The sequence below is a fragment of the Stenotrophomonas sp. GD04024 genome (assembly GCF_029837545.1).
GTDB lineage: Bacteria > Pseudomonadota > Gammaproteobacteria > Xanthomonadales > Xanthomonadaceae > Stenotrophomonas > Stenotrophomonas forensis.
The window spans coordinates 1-16247 of the sequence record NZ_JAOEDV010000038.1 but is presented as its reverse complement, the minus strand read 5'-3'; the positions used below and the strand labels follow the sequence as shown (position 1 = coordinate 16247).

General features: G+C 68.9%; 13 protein-coding genes and 1 pseudogene. 7 read left to right on the top strand and 7 right to left on the bottom strand.

Translation table 11 applies throughout. The features are described 5' to 3' along the window. Nucleotides 1-54 precede the first annotated feature (54 nt). From N7590_RS13255 to N7590_RS13225, 7 genes and pseudogenes are all read right to left on the bottom strand, one after another. Nucleotides 55-1218: a hypothetical protein gene (locus N7590_RS13255; protein WP_164240795.1), complete on the bottom strand. Its 1164-nt coding sequence runs from the start codon at nucleotides 1216-1218 to the stop codon at nucleotides 55-57. Between the two features lie 69 nt (nucleotides 1219-1287). Then, nucleotides 1288-2184 carry an oxygen-dependent coproporphyrinogen oxidase gene (hemF, locus tag N7590_RS13250; protein ID WP_164240794.1) on the bottom strand — a complete coding sequence of 299 codons (897 nt, stop codon included), beginning with the start codon at nucleotides 2182-2184 and terminating at the stop codon, nucleotides 1288-1290. Between the two features lie 54 nt (nucleotides 2185-2238). Further along, nucleotides 2239-3855: a hypothetical protein gene (locus tag N7590_RS13245; RefSeq protein ID WP_164240793.1), complete on the bottom strand. Its 1617-nt coding sequence runs from the start codon at nucleotides 3853-3855 to the stop codon at nucleotides 2239-2241. A gap of 37 nt (nucleotides 3856-3892) precedes the next feature. After that, nucleotides 3893-5019: pseudogene (locus tag N7590_RS13240) on the bottom strand (hypothetical protein). 35 nt (nucleotides 5020-5054) lie between these two features. Continuing rightward, nucleotides 5055-5615 (bottom strand): hypothetical protein, encoded by a 561-nt coding sequence (locus N7590_RS13235; RefSeq protein ID WP_164240791.1) that lies wholly within the window; start codon nucleotides 5613-5615, stop codon nucleotides 5055-5057. 27 nt (nucleotides 5616-5642) lie between these two features. After that, nucleotides 5643-6062: an NUDIX domain-containing protein gene (locus tag N7590_RS13230; protein ID WP_164240790.1), complete on the bottom strand. Its 420-nt coding sequence runs from the start codon at nucleotides 6060-6062 to the stop codon at nucleotides 5643-5645. Beyond that, on the bottom strand, nucleotides 6059-8428 hold the full coding sequence (locus N7590_RS13225) for a S9 family peptidase (protein ID WP_164240789.1): 2370 nt from the start codon (nucleotides 8426-8428) through the stop codon (nucleotides 6059-6061). The genes N7590_RS13230 and N7590_RS13225 overlap by 4 nt, the downstream gene beginning before the upstream one ends. A 167-nt stretch (nucleotides 8429-8595) precedes the next feature. Between N7590_RS13225 and N7590_RS13220 the strand changes: the two genes are divergently transcribed. The 7 genes from N7590_RS13220 to N7590_RS13190 all read left to right on the top strand — a co-directional run bounded on the left by N7590_RS13220 (nucleotide 8596) and on the right by N7590_RS13190 (nucleotide 16194). Further along, the gene (locus tag N7590_RS13220) at nucleotides 8596-8925 is read left to right on the top strand and encodes a hypothetical protein (RefSeq protein WP_005414880.1); all 330 of its coding nucleotides are present in this window, start codon (nucleotides 8596-8598) and stop codon (nucleotides 8923-8925) included. 37 nt (nucleotides 8926-8962) lie between these two features. Beyond that, nucleotides 8963-9616, top strand: a complete 654-nt coding sequence (locus N7590_RS13215) for a sigma-70 family RNA polymerase sigma factor (RefSeq protein ID WP_164240788.1) — start codon at nucleotides 8963-8965, stop codon at nucleotides 9614-9616. Then, entirely contained in the window at nucleotides 9613-9828 is a 216-nt protein-coding gene (locus tag N7590_RS13210) for a hypothetical protein (protein WP_053509339.1), read from the top strand. The genes N7590_RS13215 and N7590_RS13210 overlap by 4 nt, the downstream gene beginning before the upstream one ends. 211 nt (nucleotides 9829-10039) lie before the next feature. After that, nucleotides 10040-11437 carry a cytochrome ubiquinol oxidase subunit I gene (locus N7590_RS13205; protein ID WP_053509337.1) on the top strand — a complete coding sequence of 466 codons (1398 nt, stop codon included), beginning with the start codon at nucleotides 10040-10042 and terminating at the stop codon, nucleotides 11435-11437. A gap of 1 nt (nucleotide 11438) precedes the next feature. Then, nucleotides 11439-12452, top strand: a complete 1014-nt coding sequence (gene cydB / locus N7590_RS13200; protein WP_164240787.1) for a cytochrome d ubiquinol oxidase subunit II — start codon at nucleotides 11439-11441, stop codon at nucleotides 12450-12452. 150 nt (nucleotides 12453-12602) lie between these two features. Further along, complete coding sequence (locus N7590_RS13195) at nucleotides 12603-12863, top strand: YcgL domain-containing protein (RefSeq protein WP_006476245.1); 261 nt, start codon at nucleotides 12603-12605, stop codon at nucleotides 12861-12863. Then, nucleotides 12856-16194: an ankyrin repeat domain-containing protein gene (locus N7590_RS13190; protein ID WP_053509332.1), complete on the top strand. Its 3339-nt coding sequence runs from the start codon at nucleotides 12856-12858 to the stop codon at nucleotides 16192-16194. The genes N7590_RS13195 and N7590_RS13190 overlap by 8 nt, the downstream gene beginning before the upstream one ends. The last annotated feature ends 53 nt before the right edge of the window (nucleotides 16195-16247 follow it).

Genomic DNA, 16247 nt, shown 5'->3' with positions numbered 1-16247 from the left:
GCCCGGCTGCACGGTGCATCAGCCGGGCGGGGGACCGGTGCTACCCAGCCCCGGTCATGGCGTGCAGCGGTCGTTGCCCGCCGCAGGCTTGCGCTCGTAGTAGGCGAAGCGGTTGCCACCGTCGATACCGGCCAGGTTGCCGTTCTGCAGCAGCTGCAGCACGAAGTCGCTGCCGAGTTCGCGATGGATGAGGATGCGGCCGTCGCGCAGGCTGGCGCGTAGTGGCTGCTCGCGGCCCCCGGCTTCGACCACGCCATCCTGGAGGAAGCGCAGCTGCGACAGCACGCTGCGTTCGGCTTCAAAGCTGCCGCAGGGCAGCGCGCTGGCCGTGACCGGTGCCAGCGCCGTGCCGGGAGCGCTGGCCAGCACGCCGAGGTCCTTGGCCGGACCGCAGGCCGGGGCATCCGCGCGCTGCGCACACGACAGCTGCAGCGCCTCGCGGGCCTGCTGCAGGCGGCCACTGCTCCACAAGGTCTCGGCGGTGTCGGCGCAGAACGTTTCGCCCTGCTGCACGCGGCACAGGGCGATCAGTTCATCCAGCTGTGCCGGCGGCAGCGGCGCATCCACCGAATGCTGCAGGCCGAGCAGGGCCTTGCCCATCATTTCCGAGGCGACCTGCCTGGCCACCGCCGTGCAGCCCTCGGCGTCGAACGACGGTGACTCCTCCTTGCAGATCTCGGGCATCGGCGGCTCCGCCGGGCCCGGCGAAGCGTCCTCGGCCTGCTGCTGGTAGGTTTCCAGCAGGCGCATGCAGGCGGCGCCCACGCCCTCGGCGCACCAGGCATGCAGCTTCTGCGGCTCGGCTTCTGGCAAGGCCTCCAGGCACTCGGAGGTGTTCATCACGCAACCGTCTTCGATGGGCTCTGGCATCACCTTGCATGCGGCGGAGCGCTCACGGGTGAACTCGCGGTACGGGGTGCTAAGGGTGCGGTCGTTGTCGGAGAAGTACCAGTTCTCCAGGCGGCCCGTGGACAGGTTGCCGGTGCCGAGCACGTCGTCCTGGCGGGCGATGCGCAGTTCCTCGGTGGCCTGGTAGGGGCCGGACAGGAAGCCGTGGCCCTCGCTTTCGAGGGTCAGCGTGGTGTTGCCGCTGCTGTCCTTGTAGGTGCCGCAAGCCATCGATTGCGCGGCGGCCGGCAGGCTGGCCGAGGCCAGCACGAGCAGCAGCAGGGAGCGCCAACCCGCAGCGCGGGGACGAAGGGAAACAGACGCGGGCATGACATCATCCTTGAAGAAAAAAGATGACCTGTCCGGTGCACGACGCACCGCAGGCGTGGTGCCGGAAGATCAGAGCCAGTCGCGCGGCACCAGGTAGTCGGCCAGGCGCGCCTCGGCACTGCCGGCGTCCGGGTTGAAGCCGTATTCCCAGCGCACCCGCGGCGGCAGGCTCATCAGGATGCTTTCGCTGCGGCCACCGCTCTGCAGGCCGAACAGCGTACCGCGGTCGTAGACCAGGTTGAATTCCACGTAGCGGCCACGGCGGTACAGCTGGAACTCGCGTTCGCGCTCGCCATGGGGCGTGTCCTTGCGCTGCTGCACGATCGGCAGGTACGCATCCAGGAAGCCATCGCCGACCGCGCGCAGGTAATCAAAATCGCGTTCGAAATCGCCGTGCAGGTCATCGAAGAACAGGCCGCCGACGCCGCGCGTTTCGTTGCGGTGGCGCAGGAAGAAGTACTCGTCGCACCAGCGCTTGTGCGCGGCGTAGCGCTCCTCGCCAAACGGCGCACACAGATCGCGCGCCACGCGATGCCAGTGCTGCACGTCCTCGTCGAACGGATAGAACGGGGTCAGGTCGAAGCCGCCGCCGAACCAGCTGGCCACCACTTCGCCGTCGCGCTGCGCCTGGAAGAAGCGCACGTTGGCATGGGTGGTCGGCACGTAGGGATTGAGCGGGTGGAACACCAGCGACACGCCGGTGGCGCGCCACGAGGCGCCGGCCAGTTCCGGGCGGTTGGCCGAGGCCGACGGCGGCAGGCGGCTGCCGGCCACGTCGGAGAAGCCGATGCCGGCCTGTTCGAACACCGCACCATCGCGCAGCACGCGGGTACGCCCGCCGCCGCCCTCGGCCCGCTGCCACAGATCTTCCTGGAAGCGGGCCTGGCCATCGACGGCCTCGATCGCCGCGCAGATGCGGTCCTGCAGGTCGGTGAGGTAGGCGCGCACGCGCTCGAATTCGTTCATGGCGCGTACTTTACCGCAGGGCCCGCCCGAAGCTGCGGACAGGCCCTGGCGGGCTCAGCGCTTGCGGTTGGAATTGCGCGGCGCCGGAGCGTCGTCCACGGCCGCCTCGTCAACCGCCTTCTGCAGGGCACCACCCAGCGTGATCAGCTCCCAGTTCTGGGTGCCGAGTACGTCGCAGGCCACATGCAGGCCGCTGCGGTCGGCCTTGCACAGCTGCTCCAGGGTTGCCCGTGCGTCCACATCCGCACCGTTGCCCTGAGCGGTGACCAGGTTCTCGCAGCCCTCGCGGACGCCAGCGCGGCAGACCGTGGTGTAGTGCTCGGCGGCCTGTAACCAGTTCCCGGACAGCGCAAGGCGGTTGCCGAGAATGTTGCAGCCCTGCAGCTTGCCCTGTGCACAGCAGGCTTCGGCCCCGTCCTCGTTGGCCAACGCCAGCGGGCAATCCTGTGGCAGTGGCAGCACCTTGAACTGCTTCGGTGCACTGCAGCGGCTCGAGCCCTCGCCAGTGGGGACGAACACCTGGAAGCGGGTCCAGGTGTCCAGGCCCAGCAGTTGGCCGCCAGGCAGCGGGCGCAGCACGAAGTCGCCGCCCCGGTCGTGGCGGATGCGGATGTCGCCTTCTTCGACGCGTGCGCGAAGATGGCTGCTCCAGCCCACGCCAACCAGGCCGGCATCGCCGAAGTCCAGCGTGTCCATCAGGCCGCCGTCGGCCCGGTAGCTGCCGCAGGGCAAGGCCGTTGCCGGTTGCGGCTGCAACGATGCGCCCACCGCCTGCAACGCCGGCAGGCGCTCGCAGGTGGTGGTGTCATTGCCGGGTATGCAGGCCGCAGCCAGGGCCTGTACCGCCTGCTGGGGATCTCCCGCCTCCCAGGACAGTTCAGCCACCCGGGTGCAGAAGCCGCCATGCGGTACCTCGCGGCACAGCCGCAACAACTGTTGCCGCCGCTCAGTCGGAATGATCACCGGCACGGTCGGCGCGGTCATCGTCACCATCGCTTCGGTCATGGCGGCCGTCATCGCGGCCTTGACCAGCTGCTCCTGCACTGCGGGGTCGGCCTCGAGCGCGGCGGCACACGCCGGGGTTCCCTGTTCGAAGCCACCATCGTCACAGGCGACGGGGAGCTTGATGCCGGACAGGGCGGCGTCGAGGGCTGCCTTTGCCAGGGCAGGATCGGCCTCGACCGTGGGTTTGGCTTCATCGTGCCAACGATCGGCCAGTTGCAGGCACATGCCGGGCACGCCTTCCCGGCACCCTGCTTCCAGCGCGGTCGGGGTCGCTTCGCGACGGTTGTCCAGGCACGCCGTCGCATCAGCCAGGCAGCTGCCTGCAGCCGGCGTGGCGGCTGCGGCGCACTGTGCGAGGGCCTGCAGGAGGTAGACCGTGCCATCCACCTCAACCGTGCGGCCACGATCGCGCACCTGCAGCGCGCTGGGCAGGCCGTACTCCAGGTTCACCAGTTGCAGCTTTCCATCGATCTGCTGGAACGCGACCGGAGACGGTGCACTGCCGAAGTGCTTCTGCTCGCCACGGTTGGGTGAGCTGATGCGCAGCGTGCTGCTGCCTTCATCGGCCTTGAACAGGCCGCATTGCAGTGACTGCGCGGCGGCCATCGGCGCGGCCAGCAGCAACGCCCAGGCCAGCCAGCGGCGGCGCGGTGCGGGTGAATGCATGTCGTCTCCTTGACGATCGAACGGAAAACTCCAGGCGCTACGGCGAACCACGGCCCTCGCGCGGGGGCGTGCATTGTGCCGTGCCTGGCACGGGCTGGTAACGTTGGTAGGCCGTCTGGTTGTCCATGCCGAGCAGGTCGCCGTTGCCGAGCTGGCGCAGCGTCAGGGTTTCGCCGTTCTGCTGCAGCTGGACGGCGCCTTCGTGCAGGCGGGCCTGCGTGCCATCGCCGAAGTCGAGCATGTCGATCACGCCACCGTCAGCCTGGTAGCGACCACACGGCACATGTTGGAGCGCCACCAGGCGCAGGTCGGCACCGAGTTCACGCAATGGTGCGGTACGTTCGCAGGCACTGACGCGGCCGCCATCGCAGGTGACCTGCAGGGCCTGCACCGCCAATGCGGGCTCCAGCGCGATCAGCTGCTGCGCGGCCACCTCGACGCAGAAGCGGCCACCCCGGTGCTGCAGGCACAACTGCTGCAGGCGATCGCGTGCAGCGGCCGGAAGCGGCGAATCCAGCGTGTCTTCGTCTTCCTGTGCCAGCCGTTGATCCACCCGCCGCATGGCGGCGGCCAGTGCATCGTCGGTCATGGCTTCGCAGGCCTGCCGATCGTGCCCGCCGGTGTGTTCACGGCACGGCGGCGGGCGCTCGAAAACGGCCGGGGCTGCATCATCGGCTGCATTCGCCGCACCACCCTCACGCATCAGCCGCAGCAGCGTCGAGCAGCCCGCACCCACGCCCCCGTCGCAGGCGCGCCGGGCCTGGCCGGGCGAGGCCGTTGGCAGCTGCACCATGCAGTAGCTGCCAGCAGCGCGGCAGCTGCCGGCCACCGCGCTGGGTTCGGCGGTGCAGGCCCGGGACTGGCGCAGGGTGTAGATCACCGTCACGCTGTCCTCGATGCGCTGCCCATCGGCGCTGATCCGGATCGGTTCCGCGACGCCATCGTCGAGCATGACCAGGCGGGTCTGTTCCGCACTGCGATCGACCCACAGCGGCTCCGGCTCACCGATGCCGTTGTGGCGGTAGCCGCTGCTGGGGCTGGTGAACACCAGTGCCATGCCGTCATCGAGGCTGCGATACTCGCCGCAGCGCAGCGCAGGGCATCGGCGCTGGCAGGCAGCGCGGCGAACAGCAGCAGGGCAGGGAAAAGAGCCAGCAAGCGCATGCGACGGTCCTTGTCGTGCGAGAAGGGGGTGGGGCTCAGTGGAAGCGCGAGCGGATATCGGGCCGCAACAAGCGCCAGGCCAGCCAACCCTGCGCAACGAGTATGGCCACGGCACCTCCGAACAAGGTCAGTGATGCCAGGATTCGTTGGACCTGGGCTTCGCGCAGCGTCTGTGGATCGACGATATGCGTCATGAGGTCAGCGAAGATGCTGTCCAGCCACCAGACGACCGCGAAATTCGCCACGGCAGACAACCACAGCAATGCCACATAGCTCCAGAGGCCCCAGCGACGCTGCCGGTAGAAGCCCCAGCTTGAAAGCACGGCAGGTATGCCGGGTAGCGCCAGCCATAATGTGGCGGCGACCGGGCCCTTCAATATCCACTGCACGCTCTGTGGAAACCCCTGCTCAGTGGCCGTCATGATCATTCTCTGCCAGAGCGGACTGTCAGCCAGCTGCGAAAGCAACACCGCTTGAAGTGCAATGAGTACGACGAACCCTGCGCAGACCAGCAGGGAAGCCAAGCCCAGCGGTCGGATGAAATCCTGGGCGGCGACTGCGCTGGGAGGACGGCCTTGGGGCGATTGAAGCGACATCCGATGTCCTGGGCAGCAGTAGGGTAATCAGCGGGCCGTCACCCGGGTGGCGACGGCCGGCAGGATATGGTGTTCGCTCAGCGGTGCCAAGGGCAGGCCGTGTGGCGGCTGCAGCGGCACCCAGGCCAGTTCGGCAATCTCGGCGCGCGCCTGCGGGGTACCGTCCACCTGCACCCACCACGCCTGCGCCCGCACGCGATGGCCGGGCTCGTTCACCGCCCAGTCTTCGAAGGCGCCCAGCGCGAGGGCGGCATCGGCGCGCAGCTGCACGCCCAGTTCCTCGTCCAGCTCGCGGGCCAGCGCCTGCAGCGGCGCTTCGCCGGGTTCGGGCTTGCCACCCGGCTGGATGAAGCGGTGGGCGCCCTGCTTGCGCACCACCAGCGCCCGGCCACGGTCATCCAGGATGACCGCGGCCACGATCTCTATCGTGGCCGCGGCAGTGCTCACTTCAGGTTCTGCTCGAACAGCTTGAGGATGCGCTTGTACTGGTCCAGCCAGGAATCGGCACGGACATAGCCGTGGCGCTCCAGCGGGTACGGCGCGATCGACCAGTTGTCCTTGTGCAGTTCGATCAGGCGCTGGGTGAGGTTCACCGAGTCCTGGAAGAACACGTTGTCATCCATCATGCCGTGGGCGATCAGCAGGTTGTCCTGCAGGTTCTGCGCGTACTCGATGGGCGAGGACACGCGGTACGCCTCCGGATCGATGTCCGGGGTGTTGAGGATGTTGCTGGTGTAGCCGTGGTTGTACTGGTGCCAGTCGACCACCGGACGCAGCGCGGCGCCGGCCTTGAAGGTGCCCGGCGAGCGGAACAGCGCCATGAAGGTCATGAAGCCGCCGTAGGAGCCGCCGTAGATGCCGGCGTGGTCGCGGTCACCCTGCTGGGTGTCGACCAGCCAGTCCAGGCCGTCCTTGTAGTCTTCCAGTTCCGGGTGGCCCATGTTGCGGTAGATCGCCGTACGCCAGTCGCGGCCGTAGCCCTCGCTGCCGCGGTAATCCATGTCCAGCACGATGTAGCCCTTCTGCACCAGCAGGTTGTGGAACATCTGCTCGCGGAAGTAGGCCGGGTAGCGCTGGTGCACGTTCTGCAGGTAGCCGGCGCCGTGCACGAACATCACGATCGGGTACTTGCGGCCCGGTTCCTTGTTTTCCGGTTCGTAGTACTTGGCCCAGACCACGCCGGCGCCATGCTTGGACGGCACCGCCACCAGCTTCGGCTGGATCCACTGGCGGGCCTTGTAGTCGGCGGTGCGGGTATCGGTCAGCACGCGCGCCTGGCCGCCGGCACTGGGCAGCACCGCCAGCTGCGGCGGCAGGTAGGCGCCGGAGTAGCGCACCAGCAGCTGCTGGCCATCCGGCGACAGCGAGAAGTCTTCCACGCCGTTGAGGCTGGTCAGCTCGCGCACCTGGCGGCTGCCGGTGTCGACCGCGCAGACTTCATAGTCATGCGGGGCCTGCTGGTTGCACAGGAAGTAGAAGCCCTTGCCATCGGCCGACAGCACCGGTGCCGAGGTCTCCCACTTGCCGCTGGTCAGCGCCTGCGGCTTGGCGCTGCCGGCCTGGGTGTACAGATGCGAGAAGCCCGATTCCTCGGACAGCAGCCACAGCGTGCGGCCGTCGGCCATCCAGCCGAAATCGTTGAAGCCCCAGTTGATCCAGGCGTTGTCGGTCAGCCGGTGGCGGTTCTGCACGCGGCCGTCGGCGGCATTGACGCTGATGATCCAGCGGTCCTTGTTGTCGTTGGCACGCAGCATTACTGCAGCCTGCTGGCCGTCGGCACTCCAGCGGATGCCACCGCCCATGAAATCGCTCATCACCTGCAGGCTGCGCTCGCCCTTCAGCGCGTCCTTGCCGGCCTTGCGGCGCAGCTCGGCCAGCGGATCGGTGTTGATGCCGGGCAGGCCGGCCAGCGAGAGCTTCTCGACCTTGCCGGTGCGCACGTCGACGTACCACAGGGTGTGCGGCTCGAAGCCGTTGCGGCCGACGCGGGTGCGGGTGTCCTCGGTTTCCTCGTAGCCCGATTCGGTCACGTACAGCGGCATCTTGCCGCCGCGACCGTCGTCGAAGTCCTTCGGCTTGGTCACCACGATCAGGTGGCCCAGGTCCGGCGACAGCACGCTGTCGGCAATCTCCACATCGGTGCCCAGGTACACCGGGCCGGGCGCGCGGGTCGGGTCGGCCTGGCGCCAGCGCTGGTCCTGGTCCTTCAGCGCCTCGCGCTGGTCGCGGTCGCGGCGCAGGGTTTCCAGCGTACGCAGCTGCTGGTCGCGCAGCACGTCGGCCTTCGGCGGCGTACGCGGGTCCTTCTCGGCCTTCAGGCTGGCCACCTGCTGCACGCCACTGGCGGCAGTCCAGTGGAACCAGTTCTGGCCGACGCGCCAGATCACGCCGTTGTCGGCCGCGAAGTTCACGTTGCCCGCGCGCTCGTTGCTGCGGGTCAGCTGGGTCAGCGCGCCGCTGCGCAGGTCGCGCACGAACACGTCGCCATTGCGGACGAACGCACTGCGGCTGCGGCTGCGGTCGTAGACCGGCTCGGCCACGTCCAGGGTGCCGCGCTGGTCATCGGCCACCTGCGCGGCCACGCCACCGGCCACCGGCTGGCGGAAGGTGTCGCGCACCGGGCTGCCGTTGCGCTTGAGCTGGTACTCCACCTGCTGGCTGTTCCACGACCACCAGGCCTTCTCGACTGGCGGACCGATCCAGTCCGGGTCGGCCATGGCCTGTTCGATGGTGATCGGCGTCGGCGCGGCATGCGCGGCCGGTGCGGCCAGCACGGCCGACAGCAGGAGGGACAGGGGCAGCACTCGGGACATGGGCGGACGGCACCGGAAGAGGAAACCGGGCAAGGGTAGCAGCCGCCCCGGCCGCGGGCAGGGGCCACAGGTCATGGCAGCGGAATCAGCAAACTGCTGCAACCGGTTGCCGGACTCGCGCATCCATTGTCTTGAACCCGCATCATCCACCGAACAGGAGTCCGACCATGCAGGAACTGATCCCGATCACCCTCTTCATCTGCATCGCCTATGCGATCCACGCCATTGCCGATGCCCGCGCCCGCAGCAAGCTGGTGGCCCCACACGTGCCGGAGGAGGTGATCCGCTCGCTGGCCGTGCTGGAAGAAGAGCGCCGCCGCCAGGGCGCGCTGCGCTGGGGCATCAGCCTGGTCTGCCTGGCACTGGCGATGGCCCTGCTGGAAGCCATCGGCGCCCGTGACCTGACCTTCGGCGCCGCCGCCGCGCTGGTTGGCAGCGCCGGCCTGGGCCAGCTGCTGGCCTGGCACTTCACCCGTCCTGCGGCGCGCAAGGGCTGAGCTGGCCCATGCCACGGGCACAGGGGGCGCCCCGTAGATGAGCCTGCTCGGCGAAGCATTGTCGGCGCTGCGGGGCCGTCGCCGCCAGAACATGGCGGCGATCGCAGCACCTGCCGAGCCACTGGATGCGGATCAGGCCCTGGTGCGGGCGATCATCGATGGCTCGCAGGCGGCCTTCGCGCACCTGGTGGAGACCCATCAACGCACCTGCGCGCATGTGATCGGGCGCATGGTGGGCGACCGCGACCAGGTGGCCGACCTGCTGCAGGAGACCTTCCTGGCGGTGTTCCGCCAGCTGCACCGGTTCCGCTTTGAATCCTCGCTGCGTACCTGGGTTTCACGGGTGGCCTACACCACTGCGTTGCAGCACCTGCGTCGGCGGCGGCTGGAGGCGCAATGGATGGTGGCGGTGGAGGTGCCCGAGGAACTGGGCATCGGCGATGAAGGCCCCGGGCCGGCTGAATTCAGCGAATCGCTGCAGGCCGGTCGCCAGTTGGGCGCGGCACTGGAGCGATTGAGTGCGCCGCAGCGATTGATTGTGGGCCTGCACTATCTGGAGGACTTCGATCTGGCCGAGATCGAGCAGGTCACCGGGCTGGCGCGCGGTACCATCAAGAGCCACCTGTACCGCGCGCGGCAGATCCTGAAGCAGGAGCTGACGCGGCACGCCACCGCCGGAGAACTGCTGTGAGCCAATCGACCGACCCTCGCGATGCGGACGAGCGCGCGCTGGCACAGGCGTTGCGTGAACAGGAACAACGGCACGCCGTGCCTGATGTGAGCGAGGCGCTGCAGCAGCGGCTGCACGCGGAAACGCACGACAGCGGTGTGCTGTACGTGGTGGTGCAGGTGCTGTTGTTCGGGGCGCTGCTGGCTGCCGCGGCCTGGTATTTCTGGCTCTGACAGCCCCCGCCGGGCATGGGGCGCGCCAATCGCTGTTGGTAGATGCCGACCTTGGTCGGCGCTTGGACGCGTGCCAACCAAGGTTGGCAGCTACCAGAGCGGTTGACCCCTGCGACAAAGTGAAGCAGCGCGTCACCCGGTCGCATCCCGGCTTAACCAAATCCTCCTAAAGTGGTCCGGTATCCCACCGGTCGCAGGCAGGAGGCGTCCCTTGGACGCGTTGTTGTTGTCCCGGATCCAGTTCGGATTCGTCATCAGTTTCCACGTGCTGTTCCCGGCCTTCACCATCGGCACGGCCAGCTGGCTGGCCTTCATTGAATGGCGCTGGCTGCGCACGAAACTGCCCGTGTGGCGCGAGCTGTACTTCTTCTGGCAGAAGATCTTCGCCGTGTCATTCGGCATGGGCGTGGTCAGCGGCATCGTCATGGCCTTCCAGTTCGGTACCAACTGGCCGCGGCTGAGCGAAGTGGCCGGCACGGTCATCGGCCCGCTGCTGACCTATGAAGTGCTGACCGCCTTCTTCCTGGAAGCCAGCTTCCTGGGCGTGATGATGTTCGGCTGGGGCCGGGTGTCGCCGCGCCTGCATTTCCTGTCCACCTGCATGGTGGCGTTAGGCACGCTGTTCTCCACGTTCTGGATCCTGTCGTCCAACAGCTGGCTGCACACGCCGGCCGGCTACGAGATGGTCAATGGCATCGTGCACCCGGTGGACTGGTGGCAGGTGGTGTTCAACCCCTCGTTCCCGTACCGCCTGGCGCACATGGCGCTGGGTTCGTTCATCACCACCTGTTTCGTGATCGGTGGCGTCGGCGCGTGGTACCTGCGCAAGGGCACGCACGTGGAAGCCGGCCGGCGCATGCTGGTCGCGGCGGTAGCGTTCGCGGCGCTGACGGTGCCAGTGCAGATCTTCGTCGGCGACATGCATGGCCTGAACACGCTCAAGCATCAGCCGATGAAGATCGCGGCGATGGAAGCGCACTGGCATGAAACCAGGGAAGGCGAGGGCGTGCCGCTGGTGGTGTTCGCGCTGCCCAACGAAAAGGAAGAGCGCAACGATTTTGAAGTGGCGATCCCGAAGCTGGGCAGCGTGATCCTCACCCATTCGCTGGACGGCAGCTTCGATCCGCTCACCTCGGTGCCCGCCAGCGAACGGCCGCCGGTGACGCCGGTGTTCTTCGCCTTCCGCATCATGGTCGGGCTGGGCACGCTGATGCTGCTGCTGGCCTGGGTCTCGGCCTTCCAGCTGTGTCGCCGGAAGCTGCTGGATTCGCCGTGGCTGCTGCGCGGGTGGAACTGGATGCTGCCGAGTGGCTTCATCGCACTGCTGTCCGGGTGGTTCGTCACCGAAATGGGGCGCCAGCCGTGGGTGGTGTATGGCGTGCTGCGCACCGCCGATGCGGTCGGCCCGCAGAGTGCGTGGATGACCGCGCTGTCGCTGGGTGTCTACGTGGTCGGTTACGCCTTCGTGTTCGGCTGGGGCATCTGGTACCTGGTGAAGATCCTGCGCCATGGGCCGCAGCCGTATGCCGAAGGGCCATCGCTGGATCACGGCAGCCATACCCCGGCGCGCCCGCTGTCGGCAGCCGACGAACCGCTGGAGGATCGCTGACATGGACATGATGACCTGGCTGCCGGTGGCGTGGTTCGCGGTGATCGGTTTCGGTGTGCTGATGTACGTGGTGCTGGACGGCTTCGTGCTCGGCATCGGCATCCTCGCCCCGTTCGCCGAGGACGAGGAACAGCTGGACCTGATGATGAACACCGCCGCGCCGATCTGGGACGGCAACGAAACCTGGCTGGTGCTGGGTGGCGCCGGCCTGCTGGCGGCGTTCCCGAAGGCGTACGCGGTGCTGCTGTCGGCGCTGTACCTGCCGGTGCTGCTGCTGGTGGTGGCGCTGGTGTTCCGCGGCGTGGCCTTCGAGTTCCGCTTCAAGGCGCATCGCTCACGCCGGTTGTGGAGCGTGGCGTTCGCACTGGGCTCGCTGCTGGCCACCTTCGCCCAGGGCGTGATCCTCGGCACGCTGGTGCAGGGCCTGCCCCTGCAGGACGGCGTCTATCACGGTGGCCCGTTCGCCTGGTTCAGTCCGTTCGCGATGTTGACCGGCGCCGCGCTGGTGGCCGGCTACGCGCTGCTGGGCAGTACCTGGCTGATCCTGAAGACCGAAGGCCGGGTGCAGGCGCTGGCGCGGCAGATGACCCGGCCGCTGGTGGTGGCGGTGATCGCGGCGATGGGCCTGGTCAGCAGCTGGCTGCCGTTCCTGCAGTCGCGCCTGATGGACCGCTGGTTCAGCGATGGCAACTTCTGGTGGCTGTCGCCGGTACCGCTGCTGACCCTGGCGGTGGCGGCCGCGTTGTGGCGCAGCGCCACCCATCCGCGCCGTGACCTGCCGCCGTTCCTGCTCAGCCTTGCCCTGTTCGTGCTCGGCTTCCTCGGCCTGGTGCTGGGCATGTGGCCGTACCTGCTGCCGCCATCGATGACCTTGTGGCAGGCCGCTGCGCCGGCATCATCGCTGGGCTTCACCCTGGTCGGGCTGGTGATCCTGCTGCCGGTCATCCTCGGCTATACGGCGTGGTCCTACCGGGTGTTCCGCGGCAAGGTGCACGCCGACGCCGGCTATCACTGAGCATCGGGCCAAGGCTGAACGCCGTCGCCACATTGCTGAACCTCGTCGGGGAAACACCGTCGATCACGCCGCCATCGTCGGCTGACGGCTTTCCCCGGTGTCGGCTTTCCGACACAATCATGGCTCTTCCCGGGTTATTGTCCCGCGGACATGCACGCCTACGTCTATAAAAGCCAACTCAAGCCGGACACCTACGTCTACGTTCCCCGACGCGAAGATTTCAGCGCGCTGCCTGCGCCGCTGCTCAAATCGCTGGGGACGCTCACTTTCGTGCTGGACGTTGCCCTGGATGCCCAGCGCCGCCTGGCGCAGGCCGACCCGGACAAGGTCCGCAGCGAAATGAGCGAACGCGGCTTCTACCTGCAGGTGCCGCCGTCGGTGGCCAGCCTGATGCCGCGGCACTATGACTGATCCTTCCCGTCCGCGTGCCCTGTCGATTGCCTTCACTGTTGGCGCCGTGCTGGCGCTGGGCGCTGCCGTGGGCGGCGTCCCGGGCGCCCTGCTTGCCGCACTGGCGCAGCCTGCGTTCGCGCTGGGCGTGTCGTGGTGGCGGCGCAGCCGCGCGCTGCTGCCGTTGAAGGTGGTTGCGCGCCAGGACCTGCCCGCGCTGCTGGCGCTGTGGGCGGCCGCACCGGTCCTGCTGGCGCTGCTGCTGGCCTGGCCGCTGGCCGCGCTGCGCGATAGCGGCAGCCTGGCGGCGGTGCTGGGCCTGAGCGTGCTGGTCAGTGCCGGCCTGCTGGCGGCCTGGCGCACCTGGCCGTTGTGGAACGATGTCGAACGCCTGGATGGCAGCCTGGCCCAGCACTGGCAGGCGCTGGCCGGGCGCGACCTGACTGCCTGGCGCGGCCTCGGCGTGGCCGCGCTGGTGATCGCGCTGGCGGCACTGGTGGTGCTGCCGGCCTGGCCCGACCTGCTGCCTGAAAGTGCTCGCTGGCCGGCCGCGCTGGCGGTGGTGGTGCTGTCGCCGCTGCTGCACCTGCTGCTGCAGCGGGTGGCGCCCGCACCGCTGGTGTCGTTGCGTACTGGCGCGTTGAACGCGACCAGCCACGAACACGAACCGATGTTCGCCGCCGCGGCCGAGACCGCGCCGCTGGAGGCGATGGCGCCGCAGGAACTGACCCCGGCCCTGTACGAAGCCGCCCGCCATGGCCGCATCGACCGCGGCCTGCAGCTGCTGCAGGCCGGTGCCGATCCCTATGCATTGCCGGACCCGAACTGGCGCGACCAGCGCAGCCTGGCGGTACTGGCCGCGGTGCTGCCGGACCTGCGCCTGCTGCGTGAGCTGATCGCCCGCGGCGTCGACGTGAACGCGCCGCACCGCGGCATGACCCCGCTGCTGGCGGCGACCCGTGACAGCTGGCATGGCCGCCCCGAAGCGGTGATGACCCTGCTCGCCAACGGCGCCGATTCGCGCGCCACCGACAGCGACGGCAACACGCCGCTGCACCATGCTGCGCGCAGTTCCGACCCGGGCGTGGCGGCGCTGCTGCGCGATGCCGCGGCCGAAGTCGATGCGCTGAACAGTGATGGCTGGTCGCCGCTGGCAGTGGCCTGCCAGGTCGGTAACTGGCGCCTGGCGCGTTTCCTGCTCGAACGCGGTGCCCGCAGCGAGCCGGCCGAGGGCACCCCGGTGCTGCTGGCTGCCGCCGCCACCGAGGACGACGATCCGGCCGGCGTGCAGCTGCTGCTAAAGCACAAGGCACGCGCCGACGCGCGTGATCGCCAGCGCCGCAGTGCGCTGCACGAGGCGGCATTGGCCGGCCACGTGGAGATCATCGGCGTGCTGCTCGGTGCCGGCGCCAACCTGGAAGCGCGCGATGCGCTGGGCCGTACGCCGTGGCTGGAAGCGGCCCGTGCCGGTCGCGCTGCGGTGATCGAGCACCTGCTGCCACACAAGCCGGACCTGGTCGCCGTGGACGGCGAAGGCCGCAACGCGGTGCAGCTGGCGGTGATGGCCGAGGATGTCTCGCCGCTGCTGATCAAGCGCCTGGTTGAGCTGGGCATCGCCGCCGATGCCGCCGATCCGGTCGGCCGCCGCGCGGTGGACTACGCCGCCGAAGCGGGCCGCTGGGCAATCGTGGCCCTGCTGGACCCGTCCTATCCGTTGCCGGCCGCCGTCAGTGATGGGCTGGCCGAGCGCGGCGAAGCGGCCATGGCCAGCGGCCTGCTGCCGGACCGTCCGCCGCTGACCCTGCTGCGTGAAGCGTTGGGCTTCGGCAACACCGAAGGCATGGCCGCGCTGGCGAGGCTGTGCCAGCCGGAAGAACTGGGTGGCCTGCTGCTCGATCCGGAGCTGGCGCTGGAACCGCGTGCGGTCGACTGGCTGCTGGGCCACGGCGCCGATCCCTATGTGCGTGACGCCTGCGCCGACACGCCGATGTTCGCCCTGCTGTCGCGCGGCATTGATGCGGTGCCGGCGCTGCAGGTGATGCTGCAGCGTGGCCTGTCGCCGGCCGGGCGCGGTGGCCTTGCGCGCTTCCTCGCCGCCTGCGCCCAGCACGACCAGGCCGCCCGAGGGCTGGAACAGCTGGCGCTGGAATTGCTGGAACGCGGCGCCGATCCGTTTGCGGCCTCGCCGGCCGGTGATCCGCCGCTGTCGCTGGCGGTACGCCTGGGTTGGCTGCGCCTGCAGCAGGCCCTGTTGAAGGCTGGCGTCGATCGCGAAGCGCGCGACAGCCACGGCATGACCGCCCTGCATCTGGCCACCGCGCTGGCTCGCGAAGGTGCGTTGAAGCTGCTGGTGCAGCACGGCGCCTCGCCGGAAGCACGCGCCGCTGATGGCCAGACGCCGCTGGGCGTGGCGCTGTCGATTGGACGCCGTGACCTGGCCGACTGGCTGGACTGGCGGGTGTGGCCGTTGCCACGCCGCACCCTGCGCGAGGCCGATCTACCTGCCGCCGCGATGGCCGGTGATGTGGACGCCGTGCGCCGCCTGATCGATCTGGGATTCGCCGTCGACGCCGTCGATGCACAGGGCTGCACCGCGCTGCTGCGTGCGGCCGGTGGTGGCCATCTGGCAGTGACCGATCTGCTGCTGGCGCGTGGCGCCGATCCGCAGCACGCGGCGGCCAGTGGTGCCACGCCGTTGTCGGCGGCGGTCAGCATGCGCCAGGTGGACATCGTCTCGGCCCTGCTCGATGCCGGTGCCAAGCTGGAACATCGCCTGCCGGGCGGAGTGACGGTGCTGATGCTGGCCTCGGCGCTGGGCCTGCCGGACATCGTCGCGCGCCTGCTCACCGCCGGTGCCGACGTGCACGCCGGTGACGCGCAGCAGCTGGGTCCGCTGCACTGTGCCGCGCTGTATGGCTTCAGTGCCCGTGACCGCTCGCGCCTGCTGGCCCTGCTCGACACCCTGCTGCTGGCCGGTGCGGAACCGGACCAGGCTGCTGCCGGTTCGGTTACGCCGTTGCTGCTGCTGCTGGGCGCACGCGCCGAGCCGGGTACCGCCTGCGACGAGCAGGTGGTGATGGCCGCGGTGGAGCGCCTGCTGGACGAGGACGTGAGCCTGGACGTGCGTGACCCGCGCGGTTTCGGCCCGCTGCACCTGGCCGCCCTGCACGGTTTGCCGCTGCTGGTGCAGCGCCTGCTGCGTGCCGGTGCCGATCCGGAAGTGCGCGACAGCCTCAACCGGAGCCCACGCGAGATCGCGGTGATGCGCGGCTTCATCGACGTGGCCGGTGAGTTCGAGCCGCGCGTGCCGGGTGTTTCCTCGATGGCCCGGTTCCTGCGCGACAACGGCTGATCCCTGGAAATGGGTAGTGCCGGCCGCTGGCCGGCAACTGATGAAATCACCGG

Excerpts from the sequence above, each read along its gene's own strand:
- N7590_RS13235 (WP_164240791.1), bottom strand. The coding sequence starts at position 5,615 with ATGTCGCTTCAATCGCCCCAAGGCCGTCCTCCCAGCGCAGTCGCCGCC.
- N7590_RS13190 (WP_053509332.1), top strand. The coding sequence starts at position 12,856 with ATGACTGATCCTTCCCGTCCGCGTGCCCTGTCGATTGCCTTCACTGTT.
- hemF (WP_164240794.1), bottom strand. The coding sequence starts at position 2,184 with ATGAACGAATTCGAGCGCGTGCGCGCCTACCTCACCGACCTGCAGGAC.
- N7590_RS13220 (WP_005414880.1), top strand. The coding sequence starts at position 8,596 with ATGCAGGAACTGATCCCGATCACCCTCTTCATCTGCATCGCCTATGCG.
- N7590_RS13225 (WP_164240789.1), bottom strand. The coding sequence starts at position 8,428 with ATGTCCCGAGTGCTGCCCCTGTCCCTCCTGCTGTCGGCCGTGCTGGCC.
- N7590_RS13255 (WP_164240795.1), bottom strand. The coding sequence starts at position 1,218 with ATGCCCGCGTCTGTTTCCCTTCGTCCCCGCGCTGCGGGTTGGCGCTCC.
- N7590_RS13215 (WP_164240788.1), top strand. The coding sequence starts at position 8,963 with ATGAGCCTGCTCGGCGAAGCATTGTCGGCGCTGCGGGGCCGTCGCCGC.
- N7590_RS13195 (WP_006476245.1), top strand. The coding sequence starts at position 12,603 with ATGCACGCCTACGTCTATAAAAGCCAACTCAAGCCGGACACCTACGTC.
- N7590_RS13245 (WP_164240793.1), bottom strand. The coding sequence starts at position 3,855 with ATGCATTCACCCGCACCGCGCCGCCGCTGGCTGGCCTGGGCGTTGCTG.
- cydB (WP_164240787.1), top strand. The coding sequence starts at position 11,439 with ATGGACATGATGACCTGGCTGCCGGTGGCGTGGTTCGCGGTGATCGGT.